The organism is Streptomyces sp. col6, assembly GCF_008042035.1.
GTDB lineage: Bacteria > Actinomycetota > Actinomycetes > Streptomycetales > Streptomycetaceae > Streptomyces.
The window spans coordinates 125201-145800 of record NZ_RDBL01000027.1 but is presented as its reverse complement, the minus strand read 5'-3'; the positions used below and the strand labels follow the sequence as shown (position 1 = coordinate 145800).

18 protein-coding genes and 2 pseudogenes are annotated in these 20600 nt (G+C 70.2%); 11 read left to right on the top strand and 9 right to left on the bottom strand.

What is annotated here, in order from left to right; genetic code table 11:
- Positions 1-2 precede the first annotated feature (2 nt).
- On the bottom strand, positions 3-1355 hold the full coding sequence (locus tag EAO73_RS27750) for a DUF1254 domain-containing protein (RefSeq protein WP_224756486.1): 1353 nt from the start codon (positions 1353-1355) through the stop codon (positions 3-5).
- Positions 1352-2683 (bottom strand): DUF1254 domain-containing protein, encoded by a 1332-nt coding sequence (locus EAO73_RS27745; protein WP_147974280.1) that lies wholly within the window; start codon positions 2681-2683, stop codon positions 1352-1354. The genes EAO73_RS27750 and EAO73_RS27745 overlap by 4 nt, the downstream gene beginning before the upstream one ends.
- Positions 2684-2975: 292 nt before the next feature.
- On the opposite strand from EAO73_RS27745, the gene EAO73_RS27740 reads away from it, so the two are divergent.
- Positions 2976-4625, top strand: a complete 1650-nt coding sequence (locus EAO73_RS27740) for a SulP family inorganic anion transporter (RefSeq protein WP_191134250.1) — start codon at positions 2976-2978, stop codon at positions 4623-4625.
- Between the two features lie 109 nt (positions 4626-4734).
- Here EAO73_RS27740 and EAO73_RS27735 read toward each other — a convergent pair whose 3' ends face one another.
- Complete coding sequence (locus EAO73_RS27735; RefSeq protein WP_191134249.1) at positions 4735-6072, bottom strand: MFS transporter; 1338 nt, start codon at positions 6070-6072, stop codon at positions 4735-4737.
- Complete coding sequence (locus tag EAO73_RS27730) at positions 6069-7487, bottom strand: alkyl sulfatase dimerization domain-containing protein (protein ID WP_147974277.1); 1419 nt, start codon at positions 7485-7487, stop codon at positions 6069-6071. Before EAO73_RS27730 ends, EAO73_RS27735 begins: the two co-directional genes overlap by 4 nt.
- A 171-nt stretch (positions 7488-7658) precedes the next feature.
- Between EAO73_RS27730 and EAO73_RS27725 the strand changes: the two genes are divergently transcribed.
- On the top strand, positions 7659-8897 hold the full coding sequence (locus tag EAO73_RS27725) for a PucR family transcriptional regulator (RefSeq protein WP_224756485.1): 1239 nt from the start codon (positions 7659-7661) through the stop codon (positions 8895-8897).
- A 306-nt stretch (positions 8898-9203) separates the two neighbouring features.
- Here EAO73_RS27725 and EAO73_RS27720 read toward each other — a convergent pair whose 3' ends face one another.
- Positions 9204-9749, bottom strand: coding sequence for a hypothetical protein (locus EAO73_RS27720; protein WP_147974276.1), 546 nt, complete (start codon positions 9747-9749; stop codon positions 9204-9206).
- A 263-nt stretch (positions 9750-10012) separates the two neighbouring features.
- Between EAO73_RS27720 and EAO73_RS27715 the strand changes: the two genes are divergently transcribed.
- Positions 10013-10327 (top strand): hypothetical protein, encoded by a 315-nt coding sequence (locus EAO73_RS27715; protein ID WP_147974275.1) that lies wholly within the window; start codon positions 10013-10015, stop codon positions 10325-10327.
- Here EAO73_RS27715 and EAO73_RS37250 read toward each other — a convergent pair.
- Positions 10299-10841, bottom strand: coding sequence for an STAS domain-containing protein (locus EAO73_RS37250; RefSeq protein WP_318153293.1), 543 nt, complete (start codon positions 10839-10841; stop codon positions 10299-10301). The two genes, EAO73_RS27715 and EAO73_RS37250, sit on opposite strands and share 29 nt — an antisense overlap.
- Here EAO73_RS37250 and EAO73_RS27705 point away from each other — a divergent pair.
- Both EAO73_RS27705 and EAO73_RS27700 read left to right on the top strand, forming a co-directional pair.
- Positions 10803-11156, top strand: a complete 354-nt coding sequence (locus EAO73_RS27705; RefSeq protein ID WP_224756507.1) for a DUF1524 domain-containing protein — start codon at positions 10803-10805, stop codon at positions 11154-11156. The genes EAO73_RS37250 and EAO73_RS27705 overlap by 39 nt on opposite strands.
- A 143-nt stretch (positions 11157-11299) precedes the next feature.
- On the top strand, positions 11300-12571 hold the full coding sequence (locus EAO73_RS27700) for an APC family permease (protein ID WP_147974274.1): 1272 nt from the start codon (positions 11300-11302) through the stop codon (positions 12569-12571).
- A 27-nt stretch (positions 12572-12598) separates the two neighbouring features.
- Here the strand turns inward: EAO73_RS27700 and EAO73_RS27695 are convergent, their stop codons facing one another.
- Positions 12599-13021: a DUF6223 family protein gene (locus EAO73_RS27695; protein WP_147974273.1), complete on the bottom strand. Its 423-nt coding sequence runs from the start codon at positions 13019-13021 to the stop codon at positions 12599-12601.
- 196 nt (positions 13022-13217) lie between these two features.
- On the opposite strand from EAO73_RS27695, the gene EAO73_RS27690 reads away from it, so the two are divergent.
- The 4 genes and pseudogenes from EAO73_RS27690 to EAO73_RS36845 form a co-directional block, all read left to right on the top strand.
- On the top strand, positions 13218-14345 hold the full coding sequence (locus EAO73_RS27690) for a sensor histidine kinase (RefSeq protein ID WP_147974272.1): 1128 nt from the start codon (positions 13218-13220) through the stop codon (positions 14343-14345).
- Positions 14342-14992: a response regulator gene (locus tag EAO73_RS27685; RefSeq protein WP_147974271.1), complete on the top strand. Its 651-nt coding sequence runs from the start codon at positions 14342-14344 to the stop codon at positions 14990-14992. Before EAO73_RS27690 ends, EAO73_RS27685 begins: the two co-directional genes overlap by 4 nt.
- Positions 14993-15151: 159 nt before the next feature.
- Positions 15152-15307, top strand: a pseudogene (locus tag EAO73_RS36850) (HNH endonuclease); the annotation flags it as partial.
- A 121-nt stretch (positions 15308-15428) separates the two neighbouring features.
- A pseudogene (locus tag EAO73_RS36845) lies at positions 15429-15658 on the top strand (MerR family DNA-binding protein); the annotation flags it as partial.
- Between the two features lie 215 nt (positions 15659-15873).
- On the opposite strand, the gene EAO73_RS27670 reads toward EAO73_RS36845, so the two are convergent.
- On the bottom strand, positions 15874-16836 hold the full coding sequence (locus tag EAO73_RS27670; RefSeq protein WP_147974270.1) for a TetR/AcrR family transcriptional regulator C-terminal domain-containing protein: 963 nt from the start codon (positions 16834-16836) through the stop codon (positions 15874-15876).
- 178 nt (positions 16837-17014) lie between these two features.
- Here EAO73_RS27670 and EAO73_RS27665 point away from each other — a divergent pair, with 178 nt between their 5' ends.
- On the top strand, positions 17015-18229 hold the full coding sequence (locus EAO73_RS27665) for an FAD-dependent monooxygenase (protein WP_147974269.1): 1215 nt from the start codon (positions 17015-17017) through the stop codon (positions 18227-18229).
- Between the two features lie 133 nt (positions 18230-18362).
- Complete coding sequence (locus EAO73_RS27660; RefSeq protein ID WP_224756506.1) at positions 18363-18674, top strand: tryptophan-rich sensory protein; 312 nt, start codon at positions 18363-18365, stop codon at positions 18672-18674.
- 220 nt (positions 18675-18894) lie between these two features.
- On the opposite strand, the gene EAO73_RS27655 is transcribed toward EAO73_RS27660, so the two are convergent.
- Positions 18895-20589: a RecQ family ATP-dependent DNA helicase gene (locus tag EAO73_RS27655; RefSeq protein WP_147974268.1), complete on the bottom strand. Its 1695-nt coding sequence runs from the start codon at positions 20587-20589 to the stop codon at positions 18895-18897.
- Positions 20590-20600 lie beyond the last annotated feature (11 nt).

Below are 20600 nucleotides of genomic sequence, written 5' to 3'. Positions count from 1 at the left end.
CCTCAGCTCCTCGCCTGGACGGGCGGCAGCCGGTAGGTGTCGTCGAGGACGGACGGTCCGGGGGTGTAGAGGCGGATCATGGGCCGGAAGTCGCCTTCCGGGGCAGGCAGCCAGTTCGCGGCCTCGTCCGCGTCGTCGGGCCGTTCCTGCTGGATGACGACGGTCAGGGAGCCGTCGTCGCCGTACACAAGGCCGGGGGTGCGGTCGCCGAGTGAATAGCGGTTGGCGGGGTTGGCGACGAGGTAGTAGTCGGGGGTGTCGTACATGGTTACCGACCAGAACGACTCGACGGGCGGCGGCTTCTCGAAGCGCAGGGTGTAGGAGCGGGAGCCGTTCAGCTTCTCGCCGTCGGCGTCGGTGAAGGTGTGCGCGTACACCGCCTCGTAACCGTGATTGCCCCAGAGGCCGACGCGCGCCGCCGCGGCGCGGACGAGGTAGGACGCCTGCCGGTCGGCGATCTTCCACTGCGGTGCGTCGATCGTCCCGATGCCGAGGTGGTCGAGGTTGTAGTCGAAGAGGTGGGGGTTCATCTCCCAGGCTCCCGGCGGGTGGCTGCCGTCGGCGGGCGGCTTCGACGCGGCCTCGACCCGTGCCCTGCCCGCCGTGAAACCTGCTCCGAGGGCTTCGGCGAGGGCCGGGCCGGGGTTCACGTATGGCGAGGTTCCCTCTTCGATGAGGCCCAGCGGCTGGAAGCGCTCCTGGTGTCCCCGGTCGGGACCGGCGGGCGGGAAGGCGGCCATCCAGACCCTCAGCTGCTCCCAGAAGCGGAGCTCTTCGGGTACGTCCGGATCGGGGGCGGGCAGCACCGGCGAGCTGCTGCCGGTTTCGGGGGCGGTGAGGGTGAGCTGCTGCTGGAGGGCGTGGACGCGGGGCATGTCGTTCGGCCCGTCGCAGGCGTAGCGGCCGACGACGGAGATGACGGTGGTCGGCGCCTCGATCACACCGCGCACACCGGCGGGGGAGGTGCCGGTCCAGCGGGGCGGGACGACGAGCCAGTCGCCTTCCTGCGTGCCGGTGGCGCGCTTTCCGAGGTAGGCGAAGTTGTTGCTCCACACGTCCACGAACTGCAGGACGTAGTACGCGCCGTCCGTGTCCGGGACGTGGAGCAGGACCGGGCCGCCGGAGAGGTCGAGTTGGGCGATGGAGTAGACGGTGTCGTTGTTCACGGACACGAAGTGGGCGTCGGGGGTGGCCAGTTTGGTGGAGTGCCCGAACTGGTTGAAGGGGGTGGGTGGCAGCGAGCCGAAGCCCTTGTGCACGGACGCGGAGATCATCGACACGTCGAAGACGAGTGGGTAGCCGTAGACGTACGCGTCTGCGGCCAGGCCGGAAAGACTTTCGGTCCTGCTGGTCACGGCTGGCTCTTTCGGACGTCGGCGTGCAGGGCGGGCAGTGTCCAGGAGCCGTCGAGGACCGAAGCCTCGGGGCCGTAGACGCGAATGGCGATGGTGAAGGGGCCGTCGGGGGCAGGCAGCCAGTTGGCGGCTCTCTTCGGGTCCTGCGGCCGCTCCTTGCCCACATAGAGGGTCAGGCCGCCGTCGTCGTCGTGGACCAGGCCGGGGGTACGGTCGCCGATCGAGTACCGGCCGATGGGGTTGTCGACAAGCAGCCGTTCGGGCAGCCGGTAGATGGTCGCCGACCAGAAATAGCGAGCCGGGGGCAGTGCCCCATGAGCGAAGTGGATGACGTGGTCGTGCGTCGCGGCGTCCGGCGGGCGGTTGCCCAGATCGTCCTGGACCCAGCCCGCATACCACGCCTCGGCGGCCGGCAGACCGTACAGGCCCTTGTCGACGCCGACCGCCCGGGTCAGATAGTCGGTGCCGTGGTCGGCACGGGTGCCGAACCAGTGGGTGGAGTCGGCCGCGTCCTTCTTCGCCTCGTCGAGCCGGGCGCGGGCGTCCGCGATGCCCTGCTCGACCGCGGCTCGGATCTCGGGGGCCAGCGTGGCGGGCTCGAACTCGCCGCTTCCCGTGACCCCGAGCGACGCGGCGAGCCGGTCCCGCAGCGAGCGTTCGCTGTCGAGTACGGGAAAGAACTGGAGCAGGAAGTCCAGCAGGGTGAAGAACTCGACGGTGCCGAGGTCCTCCTCCCGCCAGATCGGCCACACCGGTTCGTCGACCGGGTGCGGCGCGGCCGAGCCGGTGAACTCCGACAAAGGGTGCAGCCGGTACCCCGCCTGGATTTCCCGCAGGGCCGGTACGTCGTCGGGCCCGGCCAGGTACGTACGGCCCAGGATCCCGACGAGGAAGGAGTCGGCTCTCAGCACGCCCGCGATGCCTTGGGGGACTTCACCGTCCCAGCCGGGCCCGGCGACCAGATGGTCTCCCGCGTCCGGGCCGGTCGTACGGGCACCGACGTATCCGACGTACGAGGTGTCCAGATCGTGTACCGGCAGCACGTAGTACCGGTCCACGGCCGGCACCGACACCACCCACGGCTCCGCCCGCAGGTCGAGCCACGCCCAAGAGTATGGGGTGTCGTTGTTCGGCGTCACCACGTCCGTGTTGGCTGGAGTGAACGGCTGCGAGTAGTGCCTGAACCGCCCGAACCCTCCTACGTACCGGGGGTCCTGCGGGTCGATCGCCTGGGGGTACATCGTTCGGTAGTTCTCCAGGAGCGCCAGTCCCCAGATCCAGCCCTCTGCCGCAGCCTTCCGCGCTTCGTCGACACTCACCTCGGACACGTCACCCCTCCTCACCCATAGCACATATTTCGGCCTAAACTTTCACGTATCGTGTCGAAGCGCATCCTCAGCACCTCGGTCCACGGGCTGCCGCGTACCGCCTCATGCGCGTGCTGCCGCACGTCATCGGACCGACGGGCCACCTGTTCGCATTTCTGCGTGCGCGCCCGACCGGACGAGAAGGCGTAAGGAACAGGACGCCGGGCGGGAGGGAGCCAGCCGTGGGGCAAGCGACGATCGGTTCTACGGGGGTGTCCACATGAGCGGCGGGCAGGACCGACGAAACCTGCCGGTGGCTGACTGGCTGGGGAACTACCGCAAGGGCATGCTGCGGGGCGACATGCTCGGGGCACTCACGGCGTGGGCCCTGATCGTCCCGGAGAGTGTCGCGTACGCGCAGATCGCCGGCGTGCCTCCGCAGAGCGCGTTCTACGCCGCCCCGGTGGCTCTGCTGGTGTACGCGCTGTTCGGGCGTTCCGATTTCCTCATCATCGGCGCGACGTCCGCGGCGGCGGTCCTGTCTGCGGCAGCGGTCTCCAAGATCAGCGGCGACCCCAAGGACGCCGTCGGTCTGTCGGCTGCCCTCGCGGTCATCGTCGGAGTGGTGCTGTTGGTTGCCGGCGTCGCCCGTCTCGGGTTCATCACCAACTTCCTCGCCGAGCCCGCCCTGGTCGGCTTCCTGTTCGGAATGGCCCTGACCATCGTCGTCCGCCAGGGCTCCAAACTCGTCGGCGTCTCCAGCGGGGACGGCGACTTCTTCGAGCGACTGTGGACCCTCCTGAGCAGGGCGCCCGACTGGTCGCTCGCCACACTCGGCGTCGGAGCGGCCGCACTGGCGCTGCTGTTCCTGTTCGAACGGTTCGTACCCCGCCTCCCCGCCGCGCTGATCGTGCTCGTCCTGGGACTCGTCCTGTCCGCGGCGCTGGGCCTGAAGGACCATGGCGTGGACATCGTCGGCACGATCCCTTCGGCCGTCCCGGTTCCGCATCTGCCGGGCATCCCGGCCGAGGACTGGATCGCCCTGGCCGCAGGTGCGCTCGGCGTCGCCCTGGTGGTCTTCGCCGAAGCGTTCAGCATCGCCAACCGCTTCGCCCGCGAGCACGGCCAGGAGGTCGACGCCGACCGGGAGATGACCGCGGTCGGCCTCAGCAACATCGCCGTCGGCCTGGTCCGGGGCTTCGCCGTCTCGGGCAGCGCGTCGCGCAGCGCCGCGGCAACCGGTGCGGGCGCCCGTACCCGCCTGGTGTCCCTGATCGCCGCAGCCTTGATCCTGCTGACCGGGGCCTTCCTCACCCCGCTCTTCACCGACCTGCCCGAGCCGGTCCTGGGCGCCATCGTGATCATCGCCGTACGCGGCTTCATGAGGATGGGCGAGCTGCGGCGCTACGCGGCCCACGACAGGCGCAGTCTGTGGGTGGCGCTCACTGCACTGATCGGGGTGCTGCTCTTCGACCTGCTGCCCGGACTGCTTCTCGCCGTGGTGCTCTCCCTCGTCCTGTTCATCGCCGCGGCGAGCCGCCGCAACGTCGCTGTCCTCGGGCGCCTGCCCGGAACCCGTCTGTACGCCGACACGGCACAGCACCCGGACGCCGCAACGACCCCCGGCGTGCTCGCCGTACGGCCCGACGGAAGCCTGTTCTTCGGCAACGTCAACCGCGTCCGTCTCGCCGTCCGCGACCAGGTCGAGCGCACCACTCCTCCCCCGCGAGCCGTCGTCCTGGACCTGACCGGCAGTTACCGCCTCGGGATCCCCGTCCTCGACACACTCGACGAGCTGCGAGAGGAACTGGCCAGGATGAACATCGCCCTGCACCTGGCGCACGTTCGGGCACGCGCCGAACAGGACCTGACCCGGCACGCTCTGGCGGACCGCCTCGGCCCGTGGGGCCGCCACCTCACCGTGGACGACGCCGCCTCGGCGGCGGCCGGCGGACCGGTGTGAGGCCAGGACCTGTGCGCCGGCCTCATCCGCCGTCATCACCATGGTGTCCCGCCCCCAGCTCGATCGCCGCTCGCCCTGCCCACCGCTGTCGGGCGTGGCAGGGCGTCTCTCAGTGGCTGACCGCAATGCCGGTGGAGGCGAATTCCGGGACGCCGAGGCGCCGGGCGTCCCTTTCCGGGCGCATGAACAGGGCTGCCAGGATGCCGGTGATCAGCAGCAGGGCGGCGGTGACGAGCCAGCCGTTCTCGTAGCCGGACGTCGCGGTCGCCGCGCTGTCCACGATCCGGCCGAGTACCAGGGGCGACACCACGCCCCCCAGGCTGAACACCGCCACAAGGGCGCCGAGGACGACTCCGCGCTGGGAGGGCGGCGTAATCCGGGCAATCGCCGTCTGCGCGACAGTAATCATGACCAGGGCGAGGGCCATGGGGCCGAACATCATCGGGACCTTGATCCATAGCGCGTCGACGGTGGCGAACACGGTCACCGCACCCGCCGAGGCCACCAGCAGCAGACCGGCACCGGCGCCCGCGGGCAGTCTTCCTCCGGTGCCACACCGGGCGGCCCGGCGGGCCAGCAGCCCGTGCGCCAGCAGGACCACACCGTTGGCCACAGCACCCCCACCGACCGCGGCACCGGCCTGCCCGAGGTCCCAGCCCACCACCGTCTGGAGATAGTCCGGCAGCCAGGTCAGCTTTGCGCTCATCACCCAGTAGGCCGCGAACGCACCCAGGGCTGCCGTGATGAACGTGCCGGAGAAGAAGACCGCCCGCAGCGGTACTTCCCCGGCCTCGGATTCCGCGTCAGCCGCACGGCCGACGGGCGGGGCCAGCGGCCCTTCCTTGCCCCTGACAGTCCAGGCCGCCGCCCACAACAGTCCCGCGATACCCGCCGTTCCGAAGGCCCAGCGCCAGCCGAAGTGGGAGATCACCGCCCCGAGGGTGGGTGCTGCCACCGCGACGCCGGCCGCCGCGCCCACCATGAGGACGGCCGTCGGCAGGGTGCGCTCCCGCTGCTCGAACCAGCCGTGCACATGGTGGACCGCCACCGGCGCCGCGGGCCCCTCAGCGATGCCGAGCAGCACCCTCGTGACGATCAGTGTCCCGAAACCCGCAGCGCCCCAGAGCATCGGCAGCTGGGTGACCGACCAGAGCAGGCCCATCGCCACGAGGAGCACCGATGTGCGCACCTTGCGAGTCAGGAACGAAACGCCCAGCGCGGACAGCGAGAAGAGGCTGAAGAAGGCGGCCTGGGCCACGCCGAACTCCTGGCGGCCGAGTCCGAACTCCTTCATGATCTCCGGCCCCGCGAGTCCCAGGACGGCCTTGTCGGCGAAGTTCACCACCATGAACGCCAGCAGGAGCCAGGTGGTCGTCCATGCCTGCCGTCCGCCGGGCCCGGTATGTGCCGGGACCGTGCGCCGCGCCGCGACGGTGACTGCTTTCACGGTCGCACCTCGTGCTCGGAACCGGCGTCCGCGGGGGCGCCGCATCCGCAGCTGTTGTCGTCGACGACGCCCACGCTGATGGCTCCTGCGGCCCGTCGCCGCCCCTCGTCACTGCGCGTCAGTTCGGTGGCGACGTCCGTGCCCGCCGCCACGGCGGCGGATTCGGCCGCCGCCCAGTTGAAGACGCCGCGCGCCATCGTAGAGGTCTCACGCGCGGCCCGGCGCGCGAAGACCCCGGCCCGGATCCGGGCGACTTCGCGGTCGGCCGGTGCGGCCAGCGCGGCGGTCTCGGCCAGGTGCGCCGCCAGCCGCAGCTCCCCGCGGCCGAGCAACTGCTCCGCCCGTTCCGCCAGCGCCTGCGCACCACCCGCCGCGTCGGCGAGTTCGGCGGCCAGCGCGGATTCGGGTGCGGGCTTGAGGTTCGCCGGGTTCTGGTCGTACCAGCCGCCCCACAGGCGCCACAGGTTCCGGACGACGAACTCCGGCTCGTCGTACGCCGGGTGCAGATACGGCTTGTCCAAAAGGCTCTGCGGAACCTTCACACCATGCAGCACCTCGTCAAGACGCCCGCCGGCGTTCATCAGATCGCGCGTCTGGGTGCATAGGGATTCGAGGAGCTCGGCCGTGTCGCCTAGTGCCTGCCGGATGCGGCCGGCGCCGAGAATCGGCACACCGTGCCCGGGGAGCAGCACCTCCGCTTCGAGGTCCTGCATGTCGCGCAGCGCCCGTGCCCATTCCACGGGGTAGCGCTGCACTTTCTGGGGGTTGCCGGCGTTCGGCGAGTTCCAGATGAACAGATCGCCCGTGCACAGGGTCCGCAGCTCTGGGATCCACACATAAGTGTGGTCGTCCGTCTCACCGCGGGCGTGCACCAGCTCGAAGGTCAGCTCTCCCCTGCGTACAGTCAGCCGGTCGCGGTAGGTCGTGTCCGGGTAGCGGTACTCCGTCGGCCACTGCAGGGTGGGCACGCCGAACTGCCTCCGGTTGATCCACGTGTTGTAACCGGCCGTCTCCCGGTAGCGGTCGAAACGCGCAGCCACCGCCTCGTGCGCGACAACCTCAGGACGCGCCGTCCCGGCCTCGGCGGCCTCCCGGTCGAAGGGCCCCACGCCGAAGACGTGATCTGCATGGCCGTGGGTGTACACCACCGTACTCACCGGCGCCGATGAATGGCCGCGGACCGACTCATGGAGCCGGGACGCGGTACGGAAGTCGCCCGAGTCGATCAGCACCAGTCCGTCCCCGGTGTCGAAGACGGCCACGTTCGCAAAGGCTGGGAAGAACCCGGTCCGCTCACCGACCGGGACAAGACCGCCGGCGGCGAACTTCCCCGTGAAGTGGGCCAGCAGCGACTCCTCGCCGGACCAGACCTGGTCCGCGTACTCCATGTAACCGCTGGAATTGTGTTCCGTCATAGTGTCCGGCCCTTCTACGTCATACTGGGGGCTCCCCTTCCCGCCCCCTGCGGTGGCCCGCTGATCTCCGTAAAGTCTGCGTCGCGCACCGCCGGTGGGACATCCGCCGCTTTCACAATCGATCGCCACGTAGACTGTGACGGATCACAGCCCTTACGGAGGATCGACCCGGTGCCTAACGTTCCGTCATCCGTAGCCCACGGCGCGTATCCGCAGCTGTCACCCGCCGCGCAGGCTCTCGCCGCCCGGTGCGAGAGCCGCGTCAACGAGCTCGCCCGTCGCATGGCCCGCGAGACCTTCGAACAGCTGCCCGGATACACCGAACTCCCCGCCGATGTGAAGGACGTGGAGATCGCCGCCACGGTCCGCAACGGACTACGCCTCTTCCTGCGCCGCGTACGCGACACCCAGGGCCGCGCCGGGGACTACAGCCTCTTCCGCGAACGCGCCGCTCAGCGCGCCGACGAGGGCATGCCCCTGCACACCCTCCTGCGCAGCCACTCCACGGGCGTCTATGTCCTGTGGCAAGCGCTCCGGGACGAGGCCAACAGCGGAGAAGAAGGCGCGCTCATCGAGCTCGTCGACTTCCTCCTGCGAGGCCATGAAGCCATCATCGGCGCCGTGGCCGAGACCTACCTCGATGAACAAGCCGCGCTCTTCGCCGAACGACGTGAGCACCACCGCTCCCTCGTACGCGGGCTGCTGGACGGTTCCCTGCCCCCCGCACGGACCCTGGAGGAACTGGGCCTCGAAGGGCCCTTTCTCGTCGTTCATCTGCATGTACCTCGCGGTCAGGACCCGGCGGCCCCGGCCGTCGCGGACCGCCGCAACGTCCGCCGCATCCAGACCGTGCTCGACCGCGTACTCGGCACCGAGGCGGTGTCGCTGCTCAGCGTCGACGGAGGTCACGTCATCGCTCCCCAGCGGGCCGACGACACGGACGGCACCCGCGCCTGCGAGGAGCTGTCAACCCGCCTCCGGAAGATCTGCGGCCCCGACGTGCGATGTGCCGCGGTCACCGCTGCCAGTCCCCAGGACGTCCCGGCTGCTGCCAGGACCGCCACCGACATCGTCCGGGTCGCCCGCGCCTGCGGACGACCCCCCGGCCCGCACCGTATGGACGACGTCCTGCTGGAGTACCACCTCTCGCGCCGCGACGAGAGCAGCGACCGCATCGCAGCCCTTCTCGACCCTGTCGCAGACCGGCCCGAACTCATCGAGACCCTGCGTGCCCATCTCGAACACCGCCACGACCGGCGCAGCACCGCACGCCACCTGAGGCTGCACCCCAACACCGTCGACAACCGACTGGCCAGATTCACCGAGCTCACCGGCCTCGACATCTCCTCGCCACACGGAAACGCTCTGGCACTGGCCGCACTGCTGCTGCGCGGAAACGTGCCGGCGTGACACAGCAGTCGCACAGGGACAGCCCGAGGACAGGTGAACGGGGCTTAGCTCATGTCGGCGAGCCAGCGTAAGTGCCGGAGCGCTGGCACAGCGTCACCCGCCTGGGCCGAACCCGCGCACGGCCATGACTCCCGCCGCTTCTCGCCCCGTCATCCCTACGGCGCAGCTCGACAACCCCGGCCTACGCCGCCAGCAGCCGCCCCGCGATCCCCCGACCCGGTTGCGCGTCTCCCTCCCCCGCCTCACTGTCATCCGCCGACAGCATCAGCAACCGGACCTCATCCCGGGCCTCAGGCAGGGCCCAGGTCATGAACGCCGGCTGCTGCGCCGGGCACGCCGTACAAGATCAGCGTCCTCGGCACCCGGAGCGGCGGGTGAGGAGAAACCGCCCGCGACTACCGCCCGTGCGGGGGCTGCCACCTGTGTGCTGGTGCGATCGGGGGTGCGGCGGGGGCGCTCGGCGCGGGCCAGGACCGTGGCGTTCGGGAGCAGCGGCGCGCACGCTTCGCAGACTTCTTCAATGGTCCAGACGCGGCGGATGAGGGGGTCGTGGCGCAGGATCAGCAGGACGGTGCCTGCGCAGTGGGTCTTGGTGTCGGGGTGGGCTTCGCAGCTCTGCGCGCCGCAGTGGCATCGGGCGTTGGGGCGGAGGGTTGCTGCTTTCGCGTGGGCGGCGGCGTGCCGGGCGGCGAACGCCCGCAGCGCGGCAAGGTCTTCGGAGCGGGGCGGCATCCGGCATGCCGTTGTGCTGCAGGTGACGGACGCGGAGGTTCGGCCGTGGCCGATGATGCGGACGGTCCAGGCACGGCCGGGGACCCGGTCGGTGGATGTTTCGGTGTGCACGGTCGTCACGGCCGCATGCTCCAAGGTGCTCAGCAGATCAATCGAATGTCGCTCCACTATGTGCTACCCGCTACGGCGCGGGGCAACAACTTTCGATGGGCGGATCGCCTGCCCGCGCCGGGCTCGACTGCAGGCGAGAACCGCAGCCGCACGCGCGGCTCTTCAATCCCTCCGGGCGGCGGCCGCCATCCCAACACGTTCGAAACCGGGCAGGGCCTCAGAGCGAAGGTTCCTGCCGCCCCGGGGGGCGTCGCCGCTTTGGCGGGCGGCTGGTGGAGAACGGCCAGGACTTCGCCGATCCGCCCGACGTCGACGAGGCAGCCGGCCAGGTCGTGGCTGTTCTTGCGGTCATGCTACTGAAGGATGGTGACGGCTTCCTTGGTGCGCCCGGCGTCGGCGAGCAGCCTGGCGATGTGCTGCGCCGCGTATCACGCAGTGCCAGGGCCTCTTCGCCGCCTCGTCGACGCCGCTGCAGGCGGCGGGTCACAGCAGGGATCGAAGTGGCCCAGCGGATCGTCGTCCGGCCGAAACCGGAGTTCGGACGCCTCACCGAACTGGTCAAGCTAAGTCACCGGGGCGAAATGTAAAGACCTGGTCCAGGCCTGTCAGGGTGAAGATGCGTATCAGGTGCGTCGGCACAGCATCCAAAACCATGGTGGCTCCTGCCGCTTGAGCGTGCTGGCGGGCAGCGAGGAGGGCCGTGATGCCAGTGGAGTCGCAGAACTCCACACCGGACAGGTCGACGACCAGGCGCTGTCCCGGGGAGAGACGGAGGGCCTCGGTCCTAAGGCTCAGGGCGGCGGAACTTGCGTAGTCGAGTTCGCCAATCACTTGCAGTGCGGGGCCGGCGGGGGTTTCGTCCGGTGTGATTTTCAGCGGGCTCATACAGAGTGATTCGTTGCCGGCCGGGTGTGTGGATTGGTGCGGGGATGACGAGAGTCCAGCCGGGTGGTCTCGTCTGCCTCCGCCGGGCCAGCAGAGTGCCGAGAACTCGTCGGGCGTCATGCCGAACGGCGCTGCTTCATACAGCCATTGACCGGCGCGGACGATCAGTAAGACAACCTGGTCGTCACCGACGCGGCCCGCCTCGACGTCGACCACTTCGTCCCGCTCGCCGAGGTCTACGACTCGGAACAGACCCCCTGGTCCGCGGCGCGGCGGGAGGCGTACGCGAACGACCAGAAGAGCCCGGACACGCTGATCGCGGTCTCCGCCGCCTCCAACCGCTCCAGGAGTGACAAGGACCCGGCCGAGTGGCTGCCGTCGGACGGCTCCTACCACTGCACTTACGCCGCGACCTGGGTCGGCACGAAATTGCACTGGCACTTGGCCGTCGACGAGGCCGAGCGCCAGGCTCTCCTCGGACTCGCCGAAGATCGCGCCAACACGACCGTCGTCTACGAGCCCGCGCCGTAGGCATCTCTGAGTAGGCTGCGCTATTCCTCCCGGGCCTGGTGGCACGTCGCCGTCTCTGCCCATCCGGGTGCGCCCCCTGTCGCGGCACCTCGCTCCTATACGGTGCGCCGGTAGATCTGCCGGAGTGGGGTTTGGAGCGAGTGATGGGTGGGGGTTCGGGGTCTTTGGGCGCGAGTGAGTTGAAGCGGCACCTGGGTGTGTTCGACGCCGTGGTGATCGGCCTGGGGTCGATGATCGGGGCGGGGATTTTCGCTTCCCTGGCTCCGGCGGCGGGTGCGGCCGGGTCGGGGCTGCTGCTCGGCTTGGCGCTGGCGGCGGTGGTGGCGTACTGCAACGCGATGTCCTCGGCGCGCCTGGCCGCCCGCTATCCCGCCTCCGGCGGTACGTATGTCTACGGGCGGGAGCGGCTGGGCGAGTTCTGGGGCTACCTCGCCGGATGGGCGTTCGTGGTCGGCAAGACCGCCTCCTGTGCGGCGATGGCGCTGACCGTCGGTTCGTACGTGTGGCCCGGTCAGGCGCACGCGGTCGCGGCCGCGGCCGTGGTGGTGCCGACCGCCGTCAACTACGCCGGGGTGCAGAAGTCCGCCTGGCTGACCCGGATCATTGTCGCCGTGGTCCTGGCCGTGCTGGCGGCGGTGGCGGTCGCCGCGGTCACCTCTGGCGACGCGGACGCGGCCCGGCTCGGCATCGGTGACGACGCGACCTTCGGCGGGGTGCTCCAGGCGGCGGGCCTGCTGTTCTTCGCCTTCGCCGGCTACGCCCGCATCGCCACGCTCGGGGAGGAAGTCCGCGACCCCGCCCGCACCATCCCGCGGGCCATTCCGCTCGCCCTCGGCATCGCACTCTTCGTCTACGCGGCCGTCGCCGTCGCCGTCCTGCTCGTGCTGGACCCGCAGGGGCTGGCGTCCGCCACCGCTCCGCTGTCGGACGCCGCACGGACCGCAGGCGCGGACTGGCTGGCACCGGTCGTACGGGTGGGCGCCGCGGTGGCCGCGCTCGGCTCGCTCCTCGCCCTGATCCTCGGGGTCTCGCGCACGACCCTGGCGATGGCCCGCGACCACCACCTCCCGCACGCCCTGGCCGCCGTCCACTCGAAGTTCCAGGTGCCCCACCGCGCCGAACTCGTAGTCGGCGCGGTCGTCGCCGTACTCGCCGCGACCACCGACGTCCGCGGGGCGATCGGCTTCTCCTCCTTCGGGGTACTCGCCTACTACGCCATCGCCAACGCCTCCGCCTGGACCCTCACCCCGGACGAGGGCCGCCCGGCGCGGATCGTCTCGGCCGTCGGACTGGCCGGCTGCCTCATGCTCGCGTTCGCCCTGCCGGCCTCCTCGGTGATCTCCGGCGCTGTCGTGCTGGCCGCCGGCGCCGCCGCGTACGCGGTACGTCGCGCGGTGACCGCCCGCAGGGCGTGACCGCGGCAGAACGCGGATCTGCTGGCGTCAACGGGTGCAGCGGGAGCGTGTCAGAGCCCGCCCGCCCAGCGCAGTGCCGGCCAGCCCCAGCAGCAGGGCCACGTATGCTCCGCCCAGCCCGTTGCCGGTGCCGAGACCGCCGTCAGCGTTGGCCGCGACCAGCCCGCCGAGGGCCATGGCGATCAGCCCCGCGACCACGGCCGCCTTGGCCCCAAGCGTCCCGTTGGCGGCGCCGAGACGACCGGCGGGTCGTCTCACCGCCAGCACAGCGACGATCACGGCGGCCAGCCCCAGCAGCCCGCCGGTGGTGGCTCCGAGCCGCCCGAGGCTGAAGTCCGTGACGCTGGCCGCGAAGGGCTGGACCGAGTCGTGCGCTGCTGCTGGTGTGGCAAGACCGAGCCCGCCGAGCAGGGCGGTCGCGGAGGCGGCGAACAGGCGACGAGCGGACATCAGGGTGCTCCTTCTCTTCCCACGACTGGATGTGGTTCGAGCATGTCGGCCGGACCGCCGCAGTTCGTCCGGCAGGCGCAGTCACTTCGCGGTACCACGGACGCGGCAGGTGCCGCGGAGCTACTGCGTGCGTGGTAGCCGGCCGCTCGTTCGCGAGCGGGATTCGCCCATGGCAGCCTCCGGCTACGGTGCGCGCATGAGCAAAGGACGGTTCCGAGTACGGGCCGGTGTCAGAGACTGGCTGATCGCCATAGGCGTGGCGGCGGCGCTGCTGGTCACCGGGCTGTCCGGGCAGCACTCCACCACCAGCCTCGGCCTGCTCGGTCATGTGCTGTTGGCGGTGGGCGGCTTGGCGCTGGCGGCCGGGCGCCGGGCTCCGGTTGCTGTCCTGGCCGTCACCGGGCTGTGCGCGGTGGGGTACCAGGCGGCAGGGTTCGATGTGGCTGCCGTCGCGTTCCTCTTCGCGGTGTACGCGGCCATGCGGGCGGGGCACCGCGTCGTCACGGTGGCGGTGAGCGTGGCCGTGCTGGCCGCGCTCCCCCTCGCGGCCCTCGCCGCGGGCCTGCACGACACGGGCGAGGCATTCGCGCAGGCCCGCGGCGCCCTCCAAATCGCCTGGCTCATCGCCGCCGGCGCCGCCGGCGAAGCCCTCCGGCAGGCCGAACGCCGGGCCGACGAAGCCGAACGCACCCGGGAAGAGACCGCACGGCGCCGCGCCGATGAGGAGCGGCTGCACATCGCGCGGGAGCTGCACGATTCGCTCACCCACCAGATCTCGGTGATCAAGGTGCAGTCCGAAGCGGCCGTGCATGTGGCCCGCAAGCGGGGCGAAGAAGTCCCTGAGGCCCTGCTGGCCATCCGGGAGGCCGGCCGGGAGGCGTCCCGCGAACTCCGCGCCACTCTGGAGGCGCTGCGCGACGACGACACCACCCCACCGCACGGCCTCGACCACATCCCCGAACTGGTGGAACGGGCCAGCAAGACAGGTCTGCAGGCGACGCTGACGATCCAGGGTCGGCAGCACGACGTACCGGCCGCGGTGGGCCGCACCCTCTACCGGATCGTCCAGGAGTCCCTCACCAACATCGCCCGTCACGCGGAAGCCACCACGGCATCGGTCCACATCGACTACCGCCCGGACACCGTCGCCCTGCAGGTGGATGACGACGGCAAAGCCACGCCGGACGACACCCCGGTGCCCGGCATCGGCCTGCTCGGGATGCGCGAACGCGTCACTGTCCTCGGAGGCCGGCTCCGGGCAGCACCGCGCGGCGAGGGCGGCTTCACCGTCCGGGCCGAGCTCCCCTTGGAGACGGCCTCGTGATCCGTGTCCTGCTGGTCGACGACCAGCCGCTCATCCGCAGCGGATTCGGTGCGTTCCTCGACCTCGAAGACGACATCGAGGTCGTGGCCGAAGCCGCCAACGGCCAGGAGGGCCTGGCGCTCGCCGGAGAGCACCTGCCCGACGTCGCCCTCATCGACATCCAGATGCCGGTCCTCGACGGCATCGAGACGACCCGGCGCATCGCAGCCGACCCGGAACTAGCGGGCGTCCACGTCGTCATCCTCACCAACTACGGCCTGGACGAATACGTCTTCAACGCCCTGTCCGCCGGCGCCGCCGGATTCCTCGTCAAGGACATCGAGCCGGAGGACTTCCTGCACGCCGTCCGCGTCGCCGCCCTCCTCGCACCCTCGATCACCCGCAAGCTCATCAACCGGTACGTCACCCAGCCACTCCCGAATACCATCGGGCAGGGGCTGGAAGGGCTGACCGCCCGAGAACGCGAGGCCGTCGCACTGGTGGCGCAGGGCCTGTCCAACGACGAGATCGCGGACCACATGCTGATCAGCCCACTGACCGCGAAAACCCACGTCAACCGGGCCATGACCAAACTCCACGCCCGCGACCGCGCCCAGCTCGTGATCCTCGCCTACGAATCCGGCCTGATAACCCCACGCAACTCCTGACATCCATCAGCAACACCCTGAACCGCATGCGCTGAATGCCGTTGTCACGAAGGCGCGGGAGGCCGGCGGTCACGAGCCGTCAGGTAGTGGGGTCGGCTGGCTCCCGGCAAGCGGGGCACCACCCGGAACGCCGCACACTTCGAATTACGCTCCCCGCCAGCTGGCGCCTACGACTGGGCCCCCGAACGCCGCCAGGCCTACGCCAACGACCGGGCGGCAGAGCGCTCCCTGGTCGCGGTTACCGCGAAGACCAAACGGTCGAAGGCCGACAAGGACCCGGCGGCGTGGATGCCACCCTCCGAGTCAGCGGCGTGCGCGCGTACCCCGAAGAGAACGCCACCCAGGCCAGCTCCGCCTTCGCCCGCTGGCGCCGGCTACCCGAGCAGAACCGGACCAGTCAGGTCGACCAAGCGCTACGGAGCAAGTCGTGAGGCCGAATATCCGCTACCTGCCGGTCGCCGGGCTAACCTTGGACGACGTGCGGGTGTTCCTGCCGTGCCTGGACGGCGACGTGGCCGCCGCACCGCCCTCGGAAACGGCCTGCGGGTCGCATTGGAACGGTTGGCGGTCCTCAACGAACGGATCGCTGCCCAGACCGAGGCCCGCGACCGGCTGGAGGCCGCGTTGCGAAAGGCAACCGGTGGCCGGATCCGCCCAGCGGCCTGAACGCCCCCTTCGGATCATGCAGCTGACTTGCGGATGACAGTCGCACACAGTCTCGTCGCAGAGGCCGTACGGGACCCCTGGCTGGAGTATCTCCGCAGGTGCCGATGCCGAGACGAAAAACCTGAGCCAAGTCTGTGACGTCACGGTCCCGAGGCCGAGTCCGATGCGGCGCCGCGCCTTTGCGTGTCGGTGGTAGGGGGCCTCGAGTTTTCCGTTCAATCGGCGGAACTCTCGTTGAGGAGTGAGGCAAGGCCGTCGAGGAGGCGCTGGAGGCCGAACTCGAAGAAGGCGTCGAGGTCGAGGTCGTAACCGGCCGTGGCAAGGCGGGAGAGCGCGGGGAAACGGCCGGTGGCCAGAATCGCCAGGAACGCGGGCTCCTGGGTATCCATCCACGCCTCGCTGTCGAGCCCGCTGTGCGCCTCGGCCTCTCGCTCCGACTCCAGGTTGACGGCGATACCACGGGCGTAATTGAGCAGCATGAGGTGCGCGGTAAAGGCGGACTGCAGATCGAGTCCGTGGGCGTGCAGGGTGGCAAGAATCCACTCGCTGTACGGCAGCGCCGAGGTGATCATCTGAGGGCGGGTCACCGACAGAGCCGGTGCGAGCCAAGGGTGGCCGCGGAACAGATCCCAGAGCTGCCGAGCCGCCAACTCGATCGCCTCGCGCCAGCCTTCCGGCGGGTCGGCGGGCAACGGGCGCTCCGCGATGACCGTGTCCATCATTCGCGTCAGCAGGTCGTCCTTGTCGTCCACGTGCCGGTACAGCGACATGGTCGACACCCCGAGCTCGGCGGCCACCCGGCGCATCGAGACTGCGGCCAGCCCCTCCGTGTCGGCGACCGTGACGGCGGCACCGACGATCCGTCCGAGCGTGAGCGCCGCCTGGTTCGAGGACGCATTCGAAGGCCCGCCCGGGGGCGCGGCGGCAGCTGGTCGGGCGGCCCTCACCGGGCGGCTCGGGGCTGCCACGACCGTCCCGACGCCGGGGACGGCACGGACCATCCCCTCGCGGCGCAGCTCGGTGAGCACCTTGGTCGCGGTCGCCATCGCGACACCCCACCGCTTGGTGATCTCACGGGTCGAGGGCACGCGATCACCCGGCGCCAGCTCACCCGACTCGATCCACTGCCGCAGTTCGCCGACGATCTGGCTGTAACGCGGTACCGCCTGTCCGCTCACCGGCACCCCTCTGCACTAGTGCACCTGAATGAGTGCCATTCTAGCGTCAATGCTGGACGGCCCCCGCACATGAGCGCCCTCCCCGCTTCTACGTACTAGTGCAGCAACCTCCAACATCCCATTCTGATAAGCGATTCCATCCTTGCGCACTATCTTGCGTACGTCGTACATTCACGTCATGCAGAACAACGAGATACTAATCTGCGGTGCTGGCATCGCCGGGCCCGCGCTGGCGTACTGGCTACGCAAGGCAGGCTTCATGGTCACCATCGTGGAACGCGCGCCGGCACCCCGGCCGGGCGGGCAGACCGTGGATCTGCGCGGCGCCGGCCGCACCGTGATCGAGCGAATGGGCCTGATGGACCGGGCCAGGGCCGAGAGCGTGGACCAACGCGGCCTCGCACTCGTCAACGCCTCCGGCCGGACCACCGCGCGGGTGCCCGCCGACAGCTTCGGCGGCGAGGGGATCGTCTCCGAGATCGAGATCCTCCGCGGCGATCTCGCTCACCTGCTGTACGAGGCCACCCTGTCGGACACGGAGTACCTGTTCGACGACACCGTCACCGAAATCGATCAGGACATCGACGCGGTCAGCGTCACCTTCGAGAAAGCCGCGCCGCGCCGGTTCGGGCTGGTCGTCGGCGCGGACGGACCGCACTCCGTAACACGCGCGCTGACCTTCGGCCCGGAGCAGGAGTTCGTCCACCCGCTCGGCCTTTACACAGCCTGGTTCACAGCCACCGACGACCTGGAACTCGACGGCTGGTACCTGATGCACAACGCGCCCGGCGGGCTGGTCGCCTCCGCGCGGCCCGGCCGTCTCCCCGGCGAGATCAAGGCCGGCCTCAGCTTCCGTTCGGCACCGATCGCCTACGACCGGCGCGACGTCGCCGCCCAGCGGGAACTCGTGGCCCAGCGCTTCGCAGGCGTCGGCTGGGAGACCCCACGCCTGCTGCGGGCCATGCAATCCGCCCCGGACTTCTTCTTCGACTCCATGGGCCAAGTCCGCCTCGACAGCTGGTCGCACGGCCGTGTGGCGCTGCTGGGCGACGCCGGATACTGCGCCACCCCGCTGACCGGACTGGGGACCAGCCTGGCTCTGGTCGGCGCCTACGTGCTGGCCGGTGAACTCGCGGCCGCCGAGGGCGACCACCGCATCGCCTTCCGCCGCTACGACGAGGTGATGCGCCCGTACGTGAGCCAGGCCCAGCAGCTCCCGCCGGGCGGCGGCGCCTCTGGATTCGCGCCTTCGGGCCGGCTCGGCATCCGCCTGCGGGACCTCTCCATGCGCCAGATGACCCGCTGGCCTATGCGGAACCTGCTCGCCGCACAGTTCGCTAAGGCCGGGGACATCGCACTGCCGGAATACAGTCTCGCCGCGGACCTACTGTGAGCGGCCCCAGCCACGGGTCAGCGAACATTCATGAGCTTGCCGAGGAGACCGGCACCCCTGCCGACGCCGTCATCCTGGAACAAGCCGCCCTGGCAGCCCCCGCCTCGGACCTTCGCGGTCGTGTGGACAACCCCTGTACACATCGATCGCGTGGAGCGGCGGACGGGCCCTCCAGCGTGCTCGAGGTCCAGAGCGTCGCGGCCTGGCCGTGAGCCTCGCGGCCAACCTGGCTCTGAACGCGGCGTGGAACTGGGCGTTCTTCGCCCGCCGCAGCCCATGGGGCGGCGTCCTCGGAACCTTCGTGCTCGACGTGAGCAACGCCGAGCTGATCCGCCGCACGCGGCGTTCCGACTCCACCGCCGCCAACGTCCTGCTCCCCTACGCCGGCTGGTGCTTGTTCGCCACCGCTTTGAACGTCTCGATCGCTCGACGCAACCGCTGCTGAATCGACCCGGTGAATGTCGATGGCTGACAGCCCCTCGATCCGTAAAGCCGGAGTCATGCAGTCGTCGACCGCCGACGGGCACCCCCAGGGCCGGGCCCCGGGGCCGACAAATGATCCCTTCGGTCCCGGAGACCTCTGCTCAGCCTCAGCTGCTGACCGACGTGTCCAGGCCCAGCGCCGCACGAGGTCACGTGCGGCGCCGGTACGGTCTGCCCGTACGTCAGAGGACCGTGAGCAGCCCCTGTTCCCGAGCGACGGCCAAGGACAGCGTGCGGTAGCCGACCGAGTCGAAGAGCACGGTTACGCGCTCCTCCTCACCGCTCATCACCGAGCCGCGTCCCCACCGCTCGTGCTGTACCGACGCACCCGGCCGGAACGTGTGCTCCTTTGGCAGTGGTGACGGTTCACCGATGAGCCCGCCGGTGCCCGCCAGCACTTCCGGCCCCATGGTGAGGCCCCGCCCGGCCGCCTCGGTCGACGCGCACCGGTCGCAGGTACCGCACGATTCGGCCCCTTCGAAGGCCTCTCCGAAGTACCCGAGCAGGAAGCGGCGGCGGCACCCGTTGGTCTCGGCGTAGCCGCGCATCATGTCGACTCGCGACCGCTCCAGTTGCTTGTGGGCGTTGGCTCGTTCGACGGCCCGCCGGGCGGCCTCGGAGGCACTGACCTCTCCCGTCGGCACCAGGTCCCCGGCGTCGTTGGTGCGTACGGCGGACACCTGCTCCAGGAGGTTGATCACGGCCGTGAGCCGGCTCGCCGTCAGGCGGGTCCGCTTCCGCAGTTCACCGGGGTGCACGGGACCGTCGTGCTCCTTCAGCGCCTGTGCTACTTGGACCAAGGTGTCCTGGTCCGGGCGGCCGCTCGCGAAGAAACGTTGCAGGCCGAGGTCCGCGGGCCGGTAGGCGAGGATCGCGCGGGCCGGCTCGCCGTCCCGGCCGGCCCTGCCGATCTCCTGGTAGTAGGCGTCCAGCGACCCTGGCGCGGAGGCGTGCAGGACGAAACGCACGTCGGGCTTGTCGATTCCCATGCCGAACGCGGACGTGGCCACCACGATGTCCAACGCCCCCTCCAAAAAGCGGTCGTGTACGTCGGAACGCTCCTGCGCCGAGAGCCCCGCGTGGTAGGCAGCCGTGTCCAGCTTCAACAGGCCGAGCTCGTCCGCGTAGTCCTCTGCCTCCCGGCGCGTCGCCGCGTACACCAGGCCGGGTTTGGCTTCGGCCGCCGCGCGTTCCACGACGGCCCGCCGCTTGGCCGCCGCGTCCCGGAACGCGATGACCTCCAGGTCGATGTTCGGCCTGTCGAAGCCGGTGACGATCTCGCGGACCTCACGCATGCCGAGCTGCGCCACGATGTCCTTGCGCACCGGAGCGGCGGCGCTGGCGGTGAGCGCGAGGACCGGCGGCCGTCCAATGCGCTCCACCACGTGCCCCAGCCGCAGGTACTCGGGGCGGAAGTCGTGCCCCCAGGCCGATACACACTGGGCCTCGTCGACCACGAACAGCGCGGGGCGCACAGCCGCAAGCTGGTCGATCACCTCCTCCTTGACCAGTTGCTCCGGAGCCAGGAAGAGGAAGTCGACGTCACCGGTGCTGATCTGGTCCCACACCGCCGCGTTCTGTCTCTCGGTCTGATTCGAGTTCACGGCTGCCGCGTCGGCCCCCTCCCGCCGCAGCAGCCCCTGCACCTGCTCCCGCTGAAGGGCTATCAGCGGTGAGACCACGACGGTGGGCCCCGGCATCAGCAACCCCGGCACCTGGTAGACGGCCGACTTCCCGGCGCCCGTGGGCATCACCACCAGCGTGTCGCGCCGCTCCATCACCGCCTCCATCGCCACCAGCTGTTCCGGCCGCAGCTGCTGCCAGCCGAATACTTCCCTCGCCCTGCGCCGCAGACGGCGGGTTGACGAACTGGTCATGTCGCTCCTCG